The organism is Planctomycetota bacterium, assembly GCA_026387035.1.
Taxonomy (GTDB): Bacteria; Planctomycetota; Phycisphaerae; order FEN-1346; family FEN-1346; genus JAPLMM01.
The window spans coordinates 1-19988 of sequence record JAPLMM010000088.1 but is presented as its reverse complement, the minus strand read 5'-3'; the positions used below and the strand labels follow the sequence as shown (position 1 = coordinate 19988).

Sequence of the window (19988 nt, the reverse complement as noted above, 5' to 3'; positions counted from 1 at the left end):
GCATCTACACCTCGGCGGGCGAGCCTTTCACCCAGAGCATCGCTTACTCCTGCGACCGCGGCCGCACGTGGGCCAAGTATGAGAAGAACCCCGTGCTCGGCCACATCGTGGGCGGGAACCGCGACCCGAAGGTCCTCTGGCACGCGCCCACGAAGAAGTGGGTCATGGCCCTGTACCTCGACAAGAACGACTACGCCCTGTTCGGGTCGCCGAACCTGAAGGAGTGGACGCGATTGTGCGACGTGCCGATGCCGGGCTCAGGCGAGTGTCCCGACTTCTTCGAACTTGCGGTCGACGGCGACCCCAGGAACTCGAAGTGGGTCTTCTGGGGCGCCAACGGCAACTACATGCTCGGCGCGTTCGACGGCAAGACCTTCACGAAGGAAGCCGGGCCGCTCCAGTCCAACTGGGGCGGCAACTGCTACGCCGCCCAGACCTGGAGCGACATTCCGCCGTCCGACGGTCGGCGCCTCCAGATCGCCTGGATGCGCGGCGGCAAGTACCCCGGCATGCCGTTCAACCAGCAGATGAGTTTCCCCACGGAACTGGCGCTGCGCACGACGCCGGAGGGCGTCCGCCTCACCAAGAAGCCCGTCCGGGAGATCGAGAACATCCACGCGAAGAAGCATTCCTGGGCGGCCCGAGCGCTCGCGCCCGGCGGCGAAAACCTGCTCTCGGGCCTCGAGGGCGAACTGTTCGACATCCGCGCCGAGATCGAACTCGGCCAGGCGACGGCGGTCGGCTTCACGCTGCGCGGCCAGAAGGTGCGGTACGACGCGGCCGCCAAGGAAGTCACGGCTTTAGGCAAGAAGGCGCCGCTTGCGCCGATCGACGGCAGAATCCGCCTCCAGATCCTCCTGGACCGGACCAGCATCGAGGTTTTCGGGAACGACGGACTCATAGCGATGCCGACGTGCTTTCTGCCGGACCTTGCGAACCGCACGTTGGCCGTCTACGCCGAGGGCGGCGAGGCCCGGATCGTCTCGCTCGAGGTGTACGAACTGCGGTCCGCGTGGGAATGACAGGGAAGGGAAAGGCGAAAGTAATCGCGGCGGCCTGAAAACCCTGACGGTCGTGGCTCGGACACTATAACCGAGCCGCGAGCGTCAGCGAGCGGACGCCGTTCATACGCCGCGTGCATCATAGACCGCCATGGCTTCCCCCTGTTGGTTCACCACATAGGCGACCGCTTGTTCAACCGCTGTCTCATGCCAGAGGTATCGGGTACTGCCGTGACGGGTCCAACGCTTCCGACCAGGGGCATCGAAACCGGCCTCATTCAATCCTCGGCTGGCGTAGGCCTTCAGCGACGTCATGACTCGCTCCGGCGTCTCGGCCGCCGCAACAACTACATGGACATGTGTCTCTCTCACATGGGCGGCCAACAGACGCCAGCCACGCGCCGCACAGGTTTCGTGAAGGAATCGCAACACACAGCATCGCTTTGCCGGATTGAGCGCGTAGGGATCGCCCTGCATCACGCCGACAGCCTTCGCCTGCCGGACCGGGTCTGGCGGAAGATACGGTGTGCCCGGAATCCGGTGGACTCGGTCGGCGGAGCCGCGGGCATCGCCATGAAGCCACGTGCCGTAACAGGTAAACGTGATAAGGTAGGCGAGGGGGAACGGGAAGTTTTCCGTCATTGGGACCGCTCCCTTACGGTCGCGGCTCGGATTCGGCGCGGCTCAGACACTATAACCGAGCCGCGAGCGTCAGCGAGCGGACGCCGCTCCTCGGATTCGGTCGCGGCTCGGATACGGAATTCCGCAATCCGCGCCGCGCAGCGCCAGCGCTATTTCTCAATCGGCACGAGGACGATGTTGCGGAACTCTTTTTGGGAGCCCTCGGCCTGGAGACCGATTTTTCCGGGAACCTCCTCGCACTCGGCGGCGGTGTTCTGGGTGAGGTTGTTCACTTGGATCTCCAGGTTGCCGCCGTCGAGGGTGATGTCGTAATCGTTCCACTGGCCCGTCGGCCGCTCGTTGGACTCGTGCATTTTGGTGGTGTGGCGTCCGCTGGTGCGGTCGGTGGCGACCTTCATGGGGAAGTTGTCGATGTTCCAGATGTCGCCCATGGCGCCGGACTGACCCTGGCACTCGATGCACTTTGGCCAGACCTTGTCGGGTCCGACGATGCGCACGAGGACGCCCGAGTTGCCGGCCGTCACGTGCCGCATCTGAAGGTGGAGCGCGTAATTCGTGAAGTCCTGGGTGGTGCGGAGGTAGCCGGCGGGATTGCCGGTGTCGGTGATGACGCCGCCCGAGACGCCGAAGGTGTCCTTGAGGGCGTCGCTGGAGGGCGTCCAACCGTCGAGGTTCTCGCCGTTGAAGAGTCGGACGGCGTTGCCGAACGGCCCCGCAAGGTGCTTGATGCTTATGTCCTTGAACTCGACGATCATGGGAGGCCCGGCGTGGATTTGGAGTGCGAGGATTCCTTCGCGGGCGGCGCCCTTGCGGTCCTTCGGGTCCGCCGGGTCGGTGACGCGGTCCTCGTCGATGAGGGCTATCGTGGGGTACCCGTTGAGGTAGTGGCGGAGGTAGTTGCCCTGGGCGATGATGATGTACTCGTTCCAGTCCTTGTCCTTGTAGTATCCGGCCTCCTTGAGGGCGCCAGAGTCGGCGACCTTGCTGACGACCTTCTTCTCGCCCTTTTCGGTGATGACCATGAAGTCGCCCACGTTGACCAGCCACCCGCGCCCCCCCTCGTGGTGGAGGCCCCCGTCCTGGCCGGGGCTGTTGAAGAAGTCGGCTTGGTAGCCGGTGATGCGCCACTTGTCCGTTTCCTTGCTGCGGTACTGGATGCCGGAGTTGCCGTTCTGGATGCGGAACTTGATCTTGAGGACGAAGTCCTTGAGTTTGCCGCCGCGCCAGACGCAGAAGGTGTTGCCATTGGCGGGTTTCTCCGTGGTGGTCTCGCCGCGGATGGCGCCGTCCTTGACGGACCAGAGGCGCGGGTCGCCGTCCCAGCCCGCGAGGTCCTTGCCGTTGAAGATTGCGACGAAACCCTGCTCGTCCGTCTGTGCCCGCGCGACGGTCGTCGCCCCGAGCCAGAGGGTCAGCGAGAGGGCCACCATCCCAAGCAGTGTCGATCGCATCGCACACCTCCTGTTCGCGCCACCGTTGCAAGGCTGGTCCAAGTATACGTCGAGGGGTTTCCAATTGCCACAACCGATGTGGTGCAAAGCCGGATAATTCCCGGCCGTCAGGCGCATGAAGGCGGCCGGATTGTTATTGCACGCGGCAGGGGGGAAGGCGAAAATAGGAGCGAAAGCGGTGTCGGGAGAGGACCATATGAAACTCGCGGAGCGGGCGGAACAGGTGCTGGCGATTGACACGGGACGAGCGGTCGATCGGTTGGTGGATTATATCCGGCGTGCGCGGGAGCCCCGGTGCGCGGGCGGCGTCCTGATGGGCCTGAGCGGCGGTCTGGATTCGGCGGTGCTGGCGTCGCTGGCGGTGCGGGCGCTCGGGCGGGAGTTGGTGCACGTCGTGTTTCTGGGCGAGCGTGACACGGACCCGGACACGGCCCGCAAGTCGCGTCTGGTCGCCGACTGGCAGGGCCTCGCATGGGAGTCCGAAGACATCACGCCCCAGATACGGGCGAAGGGTCATTATTCGTCCGGGACGATGCGGGTGACGGCGCGGTGGGGTTTTCTGAATCGGCACGTGCTTTACCGGCTGTACCGGCTGGTGACGGGCGAGATGCCGTTCATGTCCACGCTGCGGAACGGAGACTTTGATCGCCGGCCGGTGGCGCGGTTCATTTATCGGTTGACGATACGGCACGTGGAGGCGGCATTCAACGGGCGGCAACTGCATCGGCGTGAAGTGATTGAGCGTCGGGCGGCGGAGGCCGGGGCGTGCATCATCGGGGCGGCGAACCGGTCGGAAGGGATGACGGGCTGGTTCACCCCAGGCGGAGCGGACGACATGCCGTTTCAACCGCTTATGGGATTGTACAAGACGCAGGTCAGGCAACTTGCGCGGCACCTGGGGGTGCCGGAGGAGATCATCCGGCAGGCGCCGTCGCCGGACATGATGCGCGGCGTGACGGATGAAGTGGCGCTGGGGATCGCCTACGAGAAACTGGACATCGTGCTGGACGGGATCGAGCGGGGGCGGACGGACGAGGAGTTGATGGGGGAGGGCCTTCGGCGGCGCGAGATCCGGCTGGTGCGCGAGATGAATCGGCTGAGCGAGTGGAAGCGGGACCCGGCGCATGTGGCGGCGGTGGACGGCGGCATCGGGGGCGGGCTGCGGGTGAACGGCGACAAGACGATTGCGGATTTCGGATTGCGGATTGCGGATTGAACGGCCAAACGGCCAACAGCAAACGAAAGCGTGTTCGCCGCGGGGCTTGCCCCGCCTGCCCCGTTGGGGTTGGGGCCGGGACGCACGGCGGGACAAGGCCCGCCGTGCCACAGGGGAGTTCCGGTGACATAGAACTTAACCTGAATCCTGCGTGAAAAAGGTCACTTTTTCGGCTGGCGCTTGTTCGTATCCAGTCACGTGGTTTTTGAGGGGGTGGCGCGGTGGTGAAGGGGGCGGCCACGAAAATATTTTTTGCTGGGTTTTTCCTTGCTGCTATTGTGCGGGGGGGCGTATATATCACCGATCAGGCTCATCGTGAGCCTGGCCGGCCCAAAGGCCGTGAACGGTTACAGTATATTTATAGCGGCACCGCGCACCCCGGCGAGGGTTAAACAGGCAAGGGACGTCCAAGCACCAGGAGGCCGGCGGTCAAGAGCCCATCGGCCTAAACACACGGAGGTAAGGTTCCATGCGCACCAAAATGACGAGACGGCAATTCGTGCGGACGGTCGGGGCGGGGGCAGCGGCGTTTCACGTTGTGGGCGCCCACGTTCTGGGTGGGGAGGGCAAGCGGCCGCCCAGCCGGACGCTGACGCTGGCTGGCATCGGCTGCGGCGGCCAGGGGGGCGGCGACATCGGGGCGATCGCCGGCCGCGGCCACAACTTCGTCGCCCTCTGCGACGTCGACGACCAACGTGCCGCCGGAACTTACAAGCGGTTCCCCCAGGCCAAGACCTACCGCGACTTCCGCAAGATGCTCGACGCGCACGCCAAGGAGATCGACGGCGTCGTGGTCGGCACGCCCGACCACACCCACGCGGTGGCGGCGGTGGCGGTGATGAAGCGCGGCAAGCACGTCTTCTGCGAGAAGCCGCTCGCCCACTCCATCTGGGAAGTCAGCGAGATGATGAAGGTCGCTCGCGAGGCCGGCGTCGTCACGCAAATGGGGAACCAAGGCCACTCGTCCGAGCACATCCGCCTCTTCTGCGAGTGGATCCGGGACGGCGCCATCGGCGAGGTCAAGGAAATCCACGCCGGCTGCGACGCCTACAAGGACGTCTACTGCCAGATCAACAAGTTGCCGGAACTGGCGAAGAGTCCCCCTGTGCCCGAGCACCTGGACTGGGATCTCTGGCTCGGCCCGGCCCAGTCCCGGCCGTATAACCCCGTCTTCCTGCCGTTTAACTGGCGAGGGTGGATGCCGTTCGGCTCCGGCTGCCTCGGCGACTGGGTCTGCCACGTGGTGGACCCGTCGTTCTGGGCGCTGGACCTTGGCGCGCCGACCACGGTGCGGGCCGAGGTCGAGGGGTACGACCCTGTCCAGCACGCCCTGTGCTATCCGCCGGCCACGAAGATCACGTTCCAATTTCCGGCCAAGGGCAACCGCGGTCCCGTCACGCTCGTCTGGTACGACGGCAACAACCGGATTCCCCGGCCGCCGGAACTGGAGGCCGACCGCAACCCGCCCGGCACCGGGGCCGTCGTCATCGGCACGAAGGGCACGATCACGCACGGCAGCCACGGCGCCGGCGGGTGCCGCATCATTCCCGAAGAGAAAATGAAGGCCTATAAACTGCCCGAGAAGACGATCCCCCGCGTCGCGGGCCATCATGCGGACTGGTGCGACGCCATCCTCGAGGGCCGAAAGGCCGGCTCCGACTTCCACGACTACGGCGGCCCGCTCACGCAAATCGGGCTGTTGGGCGCCATCGCCATCCGCTACCCCACGCAGACGCTCGAGTGGGACGCCAAGGCGATGCGGTTCACAAACTTCGCCGACGCCAACCAGCATGTGAAGCCCGCGTTCCGCCAAGGCTGGTCGCTCTGAGACTGGGGGGGGCAGGCAGGCAGGCCGACCGAACGCGTCGGCGGGATGGTCCCGCAGATTCGCCCTGGTGAAGCCGGGGCTCATCTGCGGGCTTTAACCAGTACGCGGGATTTCAATTGGCAGGCGGTTCGGAAGGCACGTCAGGGGTTTCGGATTTTTCCTTCGGCGGTTCGGTGGGCGTAGTGGTTTTTTCCTCTGCGGGTTGTCGGAGGATGGCCCACGGGAAGAAGAGGGGGAGCTTGAGGGGGTTCGCGCCGACGGGCTGGGCCTCGAGGTCGAAGCGGAAGACGCGTCCGCGGAGGGCGGCGGCGCCGACCTGTTCGCGGACGAATTCCTCGGCCGCCGCGCGGTACTGGGCGAACGTGGGAACGCCGGTGCGCCCCGCGGGTCCGCGGCCGACCATCGTGTAATGGTTGGGGGCGAGGTTGAGGTAATCGTCGGCGTCGTCGTTGGGCACCGGGTCGCCGAAGAGATTGTAGGGCACGAGGCCCATGGGGACGGGGACGTTGACCATCCTGAAGGCGCGTGCGACGGGCCCTTGGGAGTCGGCGGCGCGGGCGGCCTCGAGGGCGTCGAACTGTTCGGCACTCGTGAGGGTGGGGATGCGGCGGAAGCCCAGGACGCTGGCGCCGAAGTTCGGATGGCGCTGAAGGACGGTCGGGTCGAGCATCTTGAGGAAGCGTGGCGATTCGCCGGCGGGGGCGGTGTAGGGGGCCCGGTCGCCGTAGTGCGTGTCGCGCGGGTTGACGAAACTGAGGAACCGTCCGCGGATTTTATCGTAGGGCGTCTCGTCCAGGCAGCACATGCTGGAGCCGAGGAAGACGATGTTGTCGGCGTGGGCGAGGCCTTCGGGATGGGAGTCCTCGCCTTCGGGCACCTGTCCGGAGAAGGCGAACTGGGTGACGCGCGTGCCGGCGCTGAAGCCGATGACGCTGGCGTGGCCGCGGTTGCCGTGGCGCCGGCGGTGGATTTCGAGCATGTCGTTCATGCGAGCGGCGGCCTGGAGTTGGGCCTTGCGGTTCAGGTGTTCGGCGACGACATCCTGCGTTTCACTCCACTTCAGCAGGACGACCACCAGGCGTTCCGGCCGGTCGGGGAATCCGTAGGGGCTTTCGGCGAGGAGGCGCATGGTCCATCGGGAGGCGTCGACGGTGTCGCCGGAGCCTTCGGCATAGATAAGAAGATTAGAGTCGTCCACGTGGGCGCCGGGCGCCAGGTCGGTGTCCTGGAGAGCGGCGTGGCGTCCGTCCGCCAGGTTGCGGACGACGAAGGCGGGAGTGGCGTAGGCGTCGCGGAGGGCCTGGGGCGCCAGGCCGCCGAGGACGTCGGCGCCGATGTGTCGGGGCGCGCGCTGCGTCTTGGGCGCGCAGCCTCCGCAGGATGCTGCGCAGGCGGCGAGGAAAAACGCAAGGGCCGCAAACAGGCAAAGACGCATACGGGTGGGCATCGCAGTACCTCGTGCCGCAACAGGCGGCAAAAAGTGGCGGAGAGGCCGGGATTCGAACCCGGGAGGCAGGTTTACCCCGCCTAACGGTTTAGCAAACCGTCGCTTTCGGCCGCTCAGCCACCTCTCCGCGAAACGGTTTGACAGCCGTATTCTATCGCCGCCCGGCCGACTGTCAAGCCGCCGGCTGGCGCGCGTACTCGCGAGCGACGTCGGCGACCGCCTCGCTCGCCTCGCGTTCGGCAGGGGCGGCGCACCCGGCCACGAGCACAAGAAATGATCCGAGAACGAGTACGTGCCGCCTCGCAACGCCTCGCTGCATTCCCTTCCCCTTTTCGTAGCCGGGCCGCGACGCTGTCTGTTCATTTTCCGCCCGCGAACGCCATATTGCAATGGTGCACCGGCGCGCGGGCGGTTTCTGTTGTTGAGAGCGAAAAGCGGGTTACTAAGGGGGGTCAGTCGGCCCGCGCCTTGGGGCTGCGGGCGTCCGCCAATCCATCCCGCTCAGTCGGCCTCGCCGGCGAGGGTGACGGGCTCGCGCCCCGGCGCCGCGATGCCGCGCCGCTCGAGCAGGGATCCCTCGAGGCGGTGGAGGTTGACAAGGGCCTTGAGGTAGTTCGTGACGGCCTGGACCTCGGCGATCTGGCTCTGGAGGAGGTCGCGCTGGGCCTGGGCCACCAGGAGCGACGTCGACTTGCCGACGCGGAACTTCTCGGTCTCGGCCCGGACCTTCTCCTGCTGGAACTGTCGTGTGGCGGCGGTGGCGGGGATTTGCTCGCGGGCGCGGTTGACCTCGATGTACGCGCTGCGGACGTCCTCCTCGACGAGTTGGGCGAGGTTGCGGACGGCCTCGAGCGACTGTTGGCGCGAGAGAACCGCCCGGCTGTGCTGGGCCCGCGCCTCGCGGTTGATCGGCGGATAGAGGAACTGGACGCCGGCGAAGACGTCGTAGTTCTGGCCCTCGTCGGTTGCCTCGACCGACCGGCCGAAAGAGTCGGCGTAGCCGGTCCTTCCGAGTGTCACGAACAGGTCGAGCCTCGGCAGCAGGCCGTTCCTCGTCTTGACGAGTTCCAGGTCGCCGCGCTTCACCAGCAGCCGCGCCTGGTTAAGGTCCGGCCGCATCCGCCGGGCGACCCGGACGTGCTGGCCGACCTTATCGAGTTCGACGTCGGGGACGGAGGGCTGGTTCCCGAGGACGATGGGGCGGTCCCAGAAGGCCCCGCCCGCGGGGTTCAGGAGCCTGAGGAGCCTGAGGCCGAATGTCGCCAACCCACTGCGGGCGTTGATGAGGTTCTCGCGTCGAAGCGCGACCTCCGCCTCGGAGGCGGCCAACTCGATCTCGGCCAGACTGCCGGCGTTGATCCGCTCCTGGGTCTCGGCCATTTGTTTTTCGGCCAGCGCGAGGGCGCCCTGGAAAATCTCGATCCGCCGCTCCGCAAGGGCGTAGTCCCAGTAGGCGTCTTCGGTGCTGGCCGCGAGAGCCTCGGCGAATCCGCGGAGTTCGTACTCCGAAGCGAGCGTGTCGAGCCGCGCCTGCCGGAGGCTCGCGAGGTTGGCCTGGACGCTCGCCCCGCGCAAAAGCGCCTGGGTTACCGAGAGGCCGACGCGCGTGGAGGCGAGCCGGTCGTCGTAGAGCGAGCCGTCGAGCACCTCGGTGCTCGCGCCGACGGAGAGAGTCGTGCCTGTCGGAAGGAACTCGGAGACAGCGGTGTCGGTGGCGATGGCTTTGGTGACGAGGTTCGACGGTCCGTCCGGGGGGGTGTCGGGTTCCCGCGTCCGCTCGCGGCCGGCGCCGGCTGTGAGGACCGGGTCGAAGGCGGCCCGCTCCTCCTGCTCGAAGGTGCGGCGGATGGGCGGGCGGAGTCGCTCGACCGACAGCGCGCGGTTGTTCTCCATCGCCATCACGATGGCCTCCTGGACGCCGAATTCGATCGGCTGCGGTGCGGCGGCCTCGGGGGCTTCGGCGGGCGGCGGCTCGGCGGGTGCGGCCTCGGGCGGAAGCGCCGGCGGCGGCGCCGGCGGGCGGACCTCGGCCTCGCGGACCGGACCGATGTAGTCCGACGGACGCGTGAAGTCCATCGAGACACACGAGGCAAGAAGCAGAAGGGCCAGGCCAAGCATCACAGCGCCGAGCGGGCCAAGGGCGATCTTCCGCACCATAAGTCTCCTTCCCTGCAAGCGGCTTCCCCCGGAAACGGTCAGGCCTGGCCGGCCTCCAGTCGGGCGCCGGCCATGCGGCGCTCGAAGATCGAGTACATCACCGGGACGAAGACAAGCGTGATGAGGGTCGAACTGAAGAGCCCGCCGATGACGACCCTGGCGAGGGGCGCCTGGGCATCGCCGCCTTCGCCCATGCCGAGGGCCAGGGGCAGCAGGCCGAGGATCGTCGTCAGTGCGGTCATCAGGATCGGCCGGAGCCGTCGCCGGCCGGCTTCTTCAATCGCCCCGCGGAGCGGCATGCCGTCGCGCCGGCGCAGCAGGTTCGTGTGATCCACCAGGAGGATGGCGTTGTTGACGACGATGCCGCCCAGCATGATGCACCCGATGTAGGACTGGATGTTGAACGTCGTCCGGGTGAAGAACAGGGTCAGGACGACGCCGATGGCGGCCAAGGGGACCGAGAACATGACGACGAACGGGTCGCGGAGCGACTCGTACTGGCACGCCATCACCATGTACACGAGGACGAGGGCGAGCGAGATGCTGAGGAGGAGTTCGCGGAAGGCCTTCTGCTGTTCCTCGTAGTCGCCGCCGAAGAGGATGCTGAACGACTGCGGGACGGGCACCGACTGAAGGCCTTTGCGGATGTCCGAAAGGACGGAGCCCATGTCGCGGCCGCTGAGGTTGGCCGACACGGTCGTGACCCGCTCCTGGTCCTTGCGTTCGATCTGGACGGGGCCGCTCCGCGGCGCGACGTTGACGACGTTCCGCAGGACGACGGGTTCTCCGTCGGCGTTGGTCAGCGTGAGGTCGAGGATGTCCCTGAGTGCCATCTGCTCGGGATCCTTGAGCCTGACGAGGATGCGGTACTCGTCGCCCTCCTGGCGGAAGTCGCCGGCCCGAGTGCCCGAGAGGAAGGTTTCGAGGGCGTTCGCGACGGCCGAGGGCGTCAGTTTCATGTCCGCCGCCTTCTCGCGGTCGATCAGGATGAGTTCTTCGGGGGTGCCGGACTCTCGGCTGGTCTGGGCGTCGGTGACGCCGGGGACGGCCTCGACGATGGCCTTGACCTTCGCGGCGAGGGCGTCGGCCGTCTCCAGGTCGTAGCCGCGGATCTCCACCTGGACTTCGTCGGCGTCCTGAGTGCCGATTCGCAAGACGAAGAGCCCCTGGCCCGCGCGGGTGCGGATGGTCACGCCGGGGATGCCCTGGAGCCTCTTGCGGAGATCGGCGGCGATCTCGTCGCTCGACCGCGTGCGCTTGCTCTGGGGCACCAGGGAGATCTGCATCTCCCCAAGGTGCGATCCTCCGCCGTGCCACGGCGACCCGCCGATGCTCGTGACGAGATTCTTGATCTCGGGAACAAACCGGCGGACGATGGCTTCGACGTCCTTGAACTGGCGGTCCACCAGTTCCAGCCGCGTGCCGACCTGCATCTCGCCGGAGATGCGGACCTCGCCCTCGTCCGTGGTGGGCATCAGTTCGACGCCGACGAACGGGATGAGCGAAAGGCTCCCGCCGAGCACGAGGGCCGCCCCGAGGACGACTAGCAGCCGGTGCCCGAGCGCCCAGCGCAGGAGATCGCGGTACTGGAGTTCCAGCCGCTCGAAGAACCGCGCACTGAGGCGGAAAATCCGGTGGCCGAGCGTCTCGCGTGCAGCCTCGCGGCCCTGCTGGGACGTGAGGATCCGCGCCGAAAGCATCGGCACGATCGTCAGCGCCACCCCCAGCGAGCACAGCAGCGAGAAACTCACGACGATCGAAAGTTGCTTGAACATCACCCCCGACATGCCGCGCATGAAGACGAGCGGCAGGAACACGGCCACCGTCGTGAGGGTGCTCGAGACGACAGCGGCCGTGACTTCCTCGGTGCCGTTGACGGCGGCCGCCTCGGGCGGCTGGCCACCCTCGCGCAGCCGGAAAATGTTCTCGAGGACGACGATGGAGTTGTCCACGAGCATGCCGACGCCGAGCGCCAGGCCTCCGAGGGTCATCAGGTTGAGCGTGAATCCGCCGAAGTACATCAGGGCGAACGTCGCCACGATCGAGATCGGGATAGCGAGCGCGATGACCACGGTGCTGCGCACGTTCCGCAGGAACAAGAGGAGCACGACCACCGCCAGCCCGCCGCCGTAGGCCGCCGACGAGCCGACGCTCGATATCGAACGCCGGATGTAGTCCGACGTGTCGATAATCGGCACGATGGCGATCTGGGGGATGTCGCGGTTGATCGCGTCGAGTTCCGCGAGCGCCGCCCGGGCCACCTCCACCGTGTTCTTGCCGGATTGCTTGTTGATCGACAGCCTCAGGCCCGGCTCGCCGTTGACGCGGACGATCCGCGTCACTTTCACCCACGAGTCCTCGACGTCGGCGATCTCGCGCAGCCGGATCAGCACGCCCTCGTGCGTCGCGATGACCGTGTCGCCGATCTCCTCGAGCGTCGTGTACTCGCCCGGCGTGCGGATGGTGACTTGGAAGTTGCCGCGGTCGATCGTGCCGGCCGGCACGTTGATGTTGCCCTCGCTGACGCGACGAATAATCTGCTCGAACGGGATCGCCAGCGCGTTGACCTTCTCGGGATTCAAGGAGACGTGGATCTCCCGCTCCAGGCCGCCCCGGATGTCCACCGCGGCCACGCCCGGCACCCGCTCCAGCCGGTACGTGACCTGGTCGTCGATGATCTTGCGCATCTGGACCGGGTCGAGGCGGCTCGAGGCCCCGAGGATCAGGATCGGGAAACTGGCCAGGTCGAACTTGCGGAGCGTCGGCCGGTCGGCGTTCTCCGGCAGACGCGGGATAACGCGGTCCAGCCGGTCGCGGATGTCGTTGGCTGCCGCGTCCAGGTCCGTACCCCACGAGAACGTCACCCGGATCATCCCCTGGCCTTCCGACGACGTGCTCGTCACTTCCTCGGCCCCGGGGACGGCGCTGACAGCCTCTTCGATCGGCCGGCAGATGAGTTTCTCGATCTCCTCCGGCGAGGCGTTCTCATAGATGCACGAGACGGTCAGCGTCGGGTACGAGATGTCCGGCATCAGGTCGATCGGCAGCCGCACGAGCGACACCACGCCCAGGATGACCACGATCAGGACCACCATGATCGTGAAGATCGGCCGGTGGACGGAGAAGCGCGCGATATTCACTGGTCGTCTCCGGGCACGGGCGACTCCGCGGCCGCCGCGGGCTTGCTCTCCTGCGGCAGGAGAATCGGCGAACCGTCCTCCAGCAGGTGTTGCCCCAACGTCACCACGAAGCCCTCAAGGGCCGGTTCGAGCACCTCGGCCCGCTCGCTGCTCTGGATGCCCACCTTGATCGGCACTAAGCGGGCCTTGCGCGCCTGGATGTCGGCCGCGAAGACGCCCGGACGCCCCTCGCGCTTGACGAGGGCCTCCACAGGCACCACTGTCGCCCCCGCGTGCTCGGCGAACTCCAACGACACCCGGATGAACATGCCCGACGCGAGGCGCCGGTCCGCGTTCGGCACGTCAATCTCCACGCGGGCCTGGCGCGAACTCTCTTTCATGAACGGGGCGATGCGGACGATGCGGCCCGGGAACTGCTCGCCCGGGAAAGCGTCCGTCGTGATCGTGGCCTCTTGGCCGATGCGGATCTTCGGATAGTCACGCTCGATGACGTTGATCGCGCCCACGAGGACGCGGTCCTCGAGGACCGAGACGATCGGTTCGTTGGCCTTCAAGAGCGCCCCTTCGTCGACGAACCGCTCGCCGATGACGCGCGGCCCGTCCTCCCTCTCCCAGTGGGCCAGGACCCGCGTGTACCCCAGGCGGACGTCGGCCGCCTTCCGGGCGGCCTCCTTCTGGGCCACCTGGGCCGCCGCCACCTTGCACCGGGCCTGGGCCGTCGTGTAACGACCCTGGGCCGCGTCGAGTTCGGCCTCCGAGGCGATCTTCTTCTCGCGGAGCGTCTGGACCCGCTCGAACTCGCGCCGGGCGAGTTCCAGGTCGCTCGTGCCGTTCTCCGCATTCGCCTGGGCGACGTCGCGTTCGGCCCGCGCCTGCTCCACTTCCTGGGTAAGTTCCTCGTCGTCGAGTTGCGCCATCATCTGGTCACGCTGCACAGCGTCGCCGACGTCCACGAAGAGTTTCACCAGCTGGCCGCCGATCTTCGGCGCCACGAGGAACTGTGCCTTCGGCTGGAGCGACCCCGTGAAGACGCCGATGTCGCGGATGGTCGCCCGCTCGACCGGCGCGACCTCGACCGGCACGGGCGTCCGCTCGCGGGCGGCTTGCTTGCCGGCGGCGGTGACCCGCACCCAGATCTGCCAGCCCGCCACGCCGGCGATCCCCAGGACAACAAGCACCACAAGCGCCTTCTTCATGGTCCTCGGCTCCGTTGTCGGCGCCCCCGCCGCGCGAAGGGCAGGGCACGCCTGGTCCTTTGTCGCCTCAGCCGCAACGGCCGGCGCCCGCCAGAAACAGGTCCACGACTCTCTTCAGGCTCCGCCCGCGTTCGGGGACGTCGGTCATGTCGCGGGCCCGCGCCCGGAGCATCCCCAGGAGAAAGGCGGCGAGGATGTCCGGCCGGACGTCGCGGCGGACCTTGCCGTCGCGGACGCCCTGGCGCAGGATCTCGGCGACGGCCGAGACGAGCCGCCGACGCCGCGCGAGCCACCGCTTGCGAATCTCCGGACGCCGCCAGTGCATCCGGGCCTCCTCGGACTGCATCATGCGGAACAACTTCCGCCGACGCTTGAAGAACGCGCCGATCTCGACGCAGGCGCTCAACAGCCGGTCGGCGAAAGGGGCTCCCTCGGGCACCTTCCGCAGCAGCAACTCGCACATCTCGTCGAAACCGCGCGTCGCGGTCTGGAAGAAAAGGTCGTCCTTGTTCTCGAAGTAGCGGTAGACCGTGCCCTTGCCGACGCCGGCTTCCTCGACGACGTGGTCCAGCGTGATCTCATGGAAGCGCGGACCGGTGAAGAGTTTCTCGGCCGCCCGCATAATTGCTTCCCGCCGGTCTCGCTTGGCCATGGCGTACGCCTCCGGCGCTGGGACACCGTCCTTCAAAATGGAACTGACCAGTCAGTACCATTTTACGGCCGGCCCTGGGCTTTGCAAGAGGTATTCCGGGTGTTCGGCGGCAAAGAAAGGTTTTGTAAGTCGTGTCGGGCATGCATCTTACACAAGAACCCCTTGTGCATCCCGAAAATCACATCCGCGTCGAAACGGAGCAGGTGGCGGGCTTTGCTGGCATTGATCTTTGACAACGGGGTGGCGGGAGTGCCCGTGAAGCCCGGCGTAACGGCAGGGGGGCTGGGCCATTCTGCTCTGGGCCGACTTGACCAGTCTGCGCCTCCGCCGGCCCGTTCTTCGCTTCACGACAGCGTCCAGCCGAAAACGATCAAGCTCAGCCTCCGAACTCGCAAGCTTTACCTGCCAAGGCTCGTCCGATACGGGCTGTTCGTCTCATCCGAAGAGCCAGATGGGGTTTTTCGGGGGGGACACCCATCTCATCGCGCGTCAAAGCGGCCCCTCAGGGAATTGGCCGGACCAGAGAGTCGAGTCCCTCGATTTCCTTAAGCTTCAGCCGTGGGGGGCCTTCCTTGATTCGGCGCTGGAATCGTTCCGCAACTTCGGCAAGGATATCGGCGGACATCCGCGACGGTCCGGTGGGAGGGTAGCCTGTGTCCGACCAGCCATCGGATAGTGACATATCAAAGCCGTAGGGGTAATCCATGTTGATGTCGGAACGGTAATGCCCGTGGAGATTGCGGATACCGGGCTTCTCCCAGTAGGTTTGCCACGAGTTATTGCGATAGTTAATGATCAATGGGAAGCCGGGAAAATCGGAGTAGGAACCGTGTGCCACCAAGCCGTAGACGTGGTGCGAGCCTTCCAGAAACACCAGATCGGCGTTGGTCTTCTGCCATTGCTGGACCTTGCTGCTGAGGTCGCGCATCAGACTCATCATCGCTCGGTCGGCGTAGGCTGGGTGCTCCTTGTCGCGGTAAGAGACATCGCCGGGAATGAAGTAGTTGGTTTCGTCGAAGACGAAGCCGCTTACTTCTTTGCCATATTCCTTCAGCAGGGCCTCCAAGTAGGCTGCGAACCACCTCTGAACGACGGGAGAGGATGGGTCGAGCGCTGGTCCGCCGCCGCCCGTGGGTCCAACCCAGCCGCCCCGCGTCTTGCCATTCGCATAGACATAGGCGTGCCCCTTGCGGATATCGTTCGGCACGCCGGTGCAGTTCATCCCGTCCGCAAAATAGAGCACGACTCGGAAACCGAGGTCCGTGGCGAACCTGATGCGTCGATGCATCTCTTGCTTATCCATCGGGTATTTCTTATGAACCACCCAGGAGTCGGCCAATGCATTCTTGTCGTAGTCGAAGGTGTACATTCCGTCGAAGTCGTACCAACCGTGCAGGCAGCACACAATCTTGCCGCGTTGATTCTTGTCAGGAAACACTTCGGCCAGCTTCTGGATGTTCGCGAACCAGCCTTTTCCCTCTTGGGAGAAATAGTCGTAGTAGTTCGCCGCGACTTCATACGTCCAAGCCGGTGCAGGCACGATCTCGGGAATGGTAGCATAGAAGGTGTTGATGATGCCGTCCGCACCCTTGCGATGAGCCTTCAGCACCACGTAGCGATTTTCCTGCTTCACAGGCACCATGGAGCCCGCATACGTGTGAGAGACGGTGACCTTCACTCCGGCATCTTCGCCCTTCATCGCCAGGCCATAGAACTGAGATCCTGCGTAGGGATCGCAGGCGATGCTCAGAAAGAGCGGTTTGCCCTGGGGAAAAGCCTTTCCCTCCCTGAAAGCTATGCCGATGATCGGCATGGACAGGTAGACATGCTGCAGATCGGTCGACTTCTGGCCGAGGTTGAAATAGGCCCCCAGGGGATCAACCGCGGAGAGCTCTCTGGCGATCAGGCGGGGCTCGGAGTAGATCTCCTTGAGGTCTCTGCTCGTCCGGGTCTTTTCCGTGATCAGTGCCTTGGCAGCTCCAGGGATTCGCAGTGCCTGCGTGACGCGAACGTCCCGCTTGATCGGCTTTGAAAAGACGAGTTCGGACTTCTGGCGGAGGCCCCAGTCTCCGTCGCCGGCATAGAGCGTGACGTCCATTCGATAGTAACCATCCGTCTTCGCTTCGGGCGCATTCAGGGAGACAGCATATTCCAGCAGAGTCGTTTTTCCGTCCACCGTCTGCTTGGTGAGTTTGAGCGGCGAGCCTGTCTTGCCGTCAATGCTCACCTCCGGCGGATCAATATGGACCGAGTGCCCACCTGGCACGATCCACACCAGGGCGCCGTTTCCGAGGGCCGTATCTGGCGCAAGGGTGGACTCTTGTGCCAAAAGCGCCGACGGCATGAGCACCAGCAAGAGGACGATGAGGGCGGAAAGCCGACGGGATCCTGAAGTCGTCATGGTATTCCTCCGCCAAGCCTATTGCACGACATCCAAGATTACCAGGAACCCCTCCCCATTGTCTAGCAGGCCGCTAAAGAAGTCGGCCTGACGACGTTTTGTCTCTCTTGGTGAGACATTTTTATAGTTGAGCGGCCTCGCAAGACGTTCCGTTATGTCGCGCGCGGCTCCCGAACGACGTTCGGAAGCCTGGGCGGGCGGCGTTCACCCCGCCGGCCGCGCCGTCTCCGCCGGCGCAGCATCCTGCGGAGGCGTCAGACGCACGAGCCGCAGCAGGTTGTACGCCGCGCCCTTCACGAGCATCTCCAGCCGGATTTTCCATCGCTCCACGAATCGGGTCCGCGCCAGGTCACCTACCGTCTTCATCCAGGCGAAGATCTCCTCGACGCGTTTCCGCAGTCGCTGGCCGATCGCGTACGCCTTGGTCTTCATCCGTCGATGCGCCCGACGCCGCGCCTGGCCCGCCTCGTCGTCCGCCCGGAGCCGATCCCGGCGCGCCGGGACTCCGCACCGGCACATGGGGAACAATCTGGTCGGCCTCCACGTCGGCCAGAAAGGCGCCGTCGTCGAACCCCGCGTCCATGCCCCGCGTGGCCCGGCCGCCCCCCGCCCCGGCGGGCCTGACGCTCGGGAAGGGCCGAGGGCTTGATCGGCACCTTCGAGGAAGGGGTGGATGAACCGAACGGCCCCTCGGCGGCGATGTGCTCCTGGTAACGCACACGGGCTTTAAGTTGGACGACTTCCTCTTCGAGTTCGCTGATCCGTTGCTGCTTCTTCAGACACTCCGGGCAGTAGGTCAGGCTCACGGGGCCTCTCCATCGCGTCGGCGACGATAGGCGTCGATCAAGGCCGCCCCCAGTTCCGAGAGCCGCGCTTCCAACCGTCGGCCATTGCACGGCGGGTGCGGAGACCCGCCGCACGAAATGGCGTTGTAGTACTATCGCCGCCTTCGTTTCATCCACACCGCCCCAGGTCCCACAGCGAGTAGTGTGCCCACCGGAACTTCGCCGGGGCGGCGCGGGGGTTGGCGCGGACCTCCTCGCGCGACGGGCGGATGACCTCATCTGAAGCGGCCTCGTACACCCCTTGCCGCAGGCCTTCGCGAAAGGCCTGCTTGACGATGCGGTCCTCGCCCGAATGGAAACTGATGAAGCCGATGCGCCCGCCCGGCCGCAGGCACGCCGGGGCCGCGCGCAGGAGTTGCCGCAGGGCGCCCGGTTCGTCGTTGACCAGCATCCGCAGCGCCTGGAACGTGAGCGCGGCGGGGTGGAGTTTGTCGCCGGTCGCCTCCTTCCGCCAGCGGCGCGGGTCGAGCCCCTTGGCCTCCAGGACCACGCGCACCAGGTCGCGCGTCCGCGTCATCGGCTGCCGGCGGCGTTCGCGGACGATGGCCGCGGCAATGGCGGCGTGGTCCGCTTCGTCAGCCAGTTCGACCAGCGCGGCGGCCAGCCCCTCCTCGGACAACCGGTTGACGAGGTCGGCGGCCGTCAGCGTCAGGCGCGCGTCCATCCGCATGTCGAGGGGCCCGTCCTGCTTGTAACTGAAACCCCGCGACGGGTCGTCCACCTGCATGCTCGAGGCGCCGAGGTCGGCAAAGATGACGTCCACCCCGTTGATGCCTAGGGCCCCGAGGGCGCGGTCGATGCCGGCAAAGTTGCCCCGCCGGAGGATGACGCGAGGGCCGCCGTCCGGTCCCGCCGCCCCCTTCCGCCGGGGGCCGCCACTTCCGCCGCGTGATCCAGGGCCGCGGGGCGAGTCTATGGGGAGGACGATGCCGGCCGGAAAGGCCTCGGCCAGGCGGCGGCGGGTACGTTCCATCTCGGCGGCGTCAACGTCGAACGCGATGAGTCGCCCCGCTGGGCCGATGCGGCGGAGGAACTCAACGGCGTGGCCGCCGCAGCCGAGCGTACAGTCGACGACCGTCTCGCCGGACGCCGGGGCCAGCGCGGCCGCGACCTCCGCCACCAGGACCGGAACATGCGCCCCGGCGGGCGTCCGGCCCTGGGCACGCACGTGCGCGTGGATGCCGGGAAAGGCCTCCGGATGCAGTTCCTTGTAGCGCTGGTCGAAGCGCTTGGGGTGCTTGCCCGGATACCGCTTGCGGCGCGGCGGTCGGGACTCCTGCGACGGCTCGGGCGGAATGGGATTGCCGTTTACCATGGGCCGGCTTATTGTACGGCTTGTGCCGTTTTGCACGCTGTGAAAAAACAGGAGGTCGGTAATTCTGTCTTGCCAAGCGGGCCCTGCGACCGTATAATTCAGTGGATAAAATTTGGGATTCGGGATTTGGAATTCGGGAGCAGAGGATCGCCTCTGGCCGAGCCTGGATGCTGAGTCTCGAATCCCCTTTTATGCCCTGGAGCGGTGCCGTGTCAACACCGGTGATGTCCGAACTTGCTGAACGCGTCCGGAAAGCCACGGGTGTCAACGTGGCCGAGTGCTACCAGTGCGGCAAGTGCACAGCCGGGTGCCCGATGGCCCGGTGGATGGACGTCATGCCGAGCCAGATCATGCGCCTGGTGCAGATCGGCGATACGGAGGCTGCCGCGCGGCTGCTGTCCGGTGCGGCCATCTGGGTCTGCGCGGGGTGCCTGACGTGCACGCAGCGGTGCCCGAAGAAACTCGACCCGGCGGCCGTCATCGACGCCCTCCGCGAGATGTCGTACCGAGAGGGCAAGGTGTCGGCCAGCCAGCGCAAGGTCTTGGCGTTCCACCGGGCGTTCCTGAAGGTCGTTGAGAAGGCCGGGCGCATGAGCGAAATCCCGCTGACGGCCCTCTACAAGATGACCAGCGGCGACCTCTTCAGCGACGTCACCCTGGCCCCGAAGATGCTGGCCCGCCGCAAACTGCCGCTGGT

At 66.1% G+C, this 19988-nt stretch carries 15 protein-coding genes and 1 tRNA gene; 4 read left to right on the top strand and 12 right to left on the bottom strand.

The features are described from left to right. Positions 1-1022, top strand: a 1022-nt coding sequence (locus NTX40_03020) for a glycoside hydrolase family 32 protein (protein ID MCX5648060.1), incomplete at its 5' end; no start/stop codon positions are given. Between the two features lie 102 nt (positions 1023-1124). Here the strand turns inward: NTX40_03020 and NTX40_03015 are convergent. After that, positions 1125-1643 (bottom strand): transposase, encoded by a 519-nt coding sequence (locus NTX40_03015; GenBank protein ID MCX5648059.1) that lies wholly within the window; start codon positions 1641-1643, stop codon positions 1125-1127. A 149-nt stretch (positions 1644-1792) separates the two neighbouring features. Continuing rightward, a complete protein-coding gene (locus tag NTX40_03010; protein ID MCX5648058.1) occupies positions 1793-3094 on the bottom strand; it encodes a DUF1080 domain-containing protein in 1302 nt (433 codons plus the stop codon). Between the two features lie 196 nt (positions 3095-3290). On the opposite strand from NTX40_03010, the gene nadE reads away from it, so the two are divergent. Both nadE and NTX40_03000 read left to right on the top strand, forming a co-directional pair. After that, positions 3291-4310: an NAD(+) synthase gene (gene nadE, locus NTX40_03005; GenBank protein MCX5648057.1), complete on the top strand. Its 1020-nt coding sequence runs from the start codon at positions 3291-3293 to the stop codon at positions 4308-4310. 469 nt (positions 4311-4779) lie between these two features. After that, positions 4780-6138 carry a Gfo/Idh/MocA family oxidoreductase gene (locus NTX40_03000; GenBank protein ID MCX5648056.1) on the top strand — a complete coding sequence of 453 codons (1359 nt, stop codon included), beginning with the start codon at positions 4780-4782 and terminating at the stop codon, positions 6136-6138. 112 nt (positions 6139-6250) lie between these two features. Here the strand turns inward: NTX40_03000 and NTX40_02995 are convergent, their stop codons facing one another. From NTX40_02995 to rsmH, 10 genes are all read right to left on the bottom strand, one after another. Next, complete coding sequence (locus NTX40_02995) at positions 6251-7585, bottom strand: hypothetical protein (GenBank protein ID MCX5648055.1); 1335 nt, start codon at positions 7583-7585, stop codon at positions 6251-6253. A gap of 34 nt (positions 7586-7619) precedes the next feature. Beyond that, positions 7620-7712: transfer RNA gene (locus tag NTX40_02990), tRNA-Ser, on the bottom strand. Positions 7713-7757: 45 nt separating this feature from the next. Then, the gene (locus NTX40_02985; GenBank protein MCX5648054.1) at positions 7758-7904 is read right to left on the bottom strand and encodes a hypothetical protein; all 147 of its coding nucleotides are present in this window, start codon (positions 7902-7904) and stop codon (positions 7758-7760) included. Positions 7905-8086: 182 nt separating this feature from the next. Next, a complete protein-coding gene (locus tag NTX40_02980) occupies positions 8087-9742 on the bottom strand; it encodes a TolC family protein (GenBank protein MCX5648053.1) in 1656 nt (551 codons plus the stop codon). A gap of 38 nt (positions 9743-9780) precedes the next feature. Beyond that, positions 9781-12882: an efflux RND transporter permease subunit gene (locus NTX40_02975; protein ID MCX5648052.1), complete on the bottom strand. Its 3102-nt coding sequence runs from the start codon at positions 12880-12882 to the stop codon at positions 9781-9783. Next, positions 12879-14078, bottom strand: a complete 1200-nt coding sequence (locus tag NTX40_02970; GenBank protein ID MCX5648051.1) for an efflux RND transporter periplasmic adaptor subunit — start codon at positions 14076-14078, stop codon at positions 12879-12881. The genes NTX40_02975 and NTX40_02970 overlap by 4 nt, the downstream gene beginning before the upstream one ends. 67 nt (positions 14079-14145) lie before the next feature. Continuing rightward, positions 14146-14730 carry a TetR/AcrR family transcriptional regulator gene (locus NTX40_02965; protein MCX5648050.1) on the bottom strand — a complete coding sequence of 195 codons (585 nt, stop codon included), beginning with the start codon at positions 14728-14730 and terminating at the stop codon, positions 14146-14148. Positions 14731-15232: 502 nt separating this feature from the next. Continuing rightward, complete coding sequence (locus NTX40_02960; protein ID MCX5648049.1) at positions 15233-17131, bottom strand: hypothetical protein; 1899 nt, start codon at positions 17129-17131, stop codon at positions 15233-15235. A 204-nt stretch (positions 17132-17335) separates the two neighbouring features. Beyond that, positions 17336-17650, bottom strand: coding sequence for a transposase (locus NTX40_02955; GenBank protein MCX5648048.1), 315 nt, complete (start codon positions 17648-17650; stop codon positions 17336-17338). A 435-nt stretch (positions 17651-18085) separates the two neighbouring features. After that, complete coding sequence (gene rsmH / locus NTX40_02950) at positions 18086-19291, bottom strand: 16S rRNA (cytosine(1402)-N(4))-methyltransferase RsmH (GenBank protein ID MCX5648047.1); 1206 nt, start codon at positions 19289-19291, stop codon at positions 18086-18088. A 209-nt stretch (positions 19292-19500) separates the two neighbouring features. Between rsmH and NTX40_02945 the strand changes: the two genes are divergently transcribed. After that, on the top strand, positions 19501-19988 hold a 488-nt coding region (locus tag NTX40_02945), incomplete at its 3' end, for a 4Fe-4S dicluster domain-containing protein (GenBank protein ID MCX5648046.1).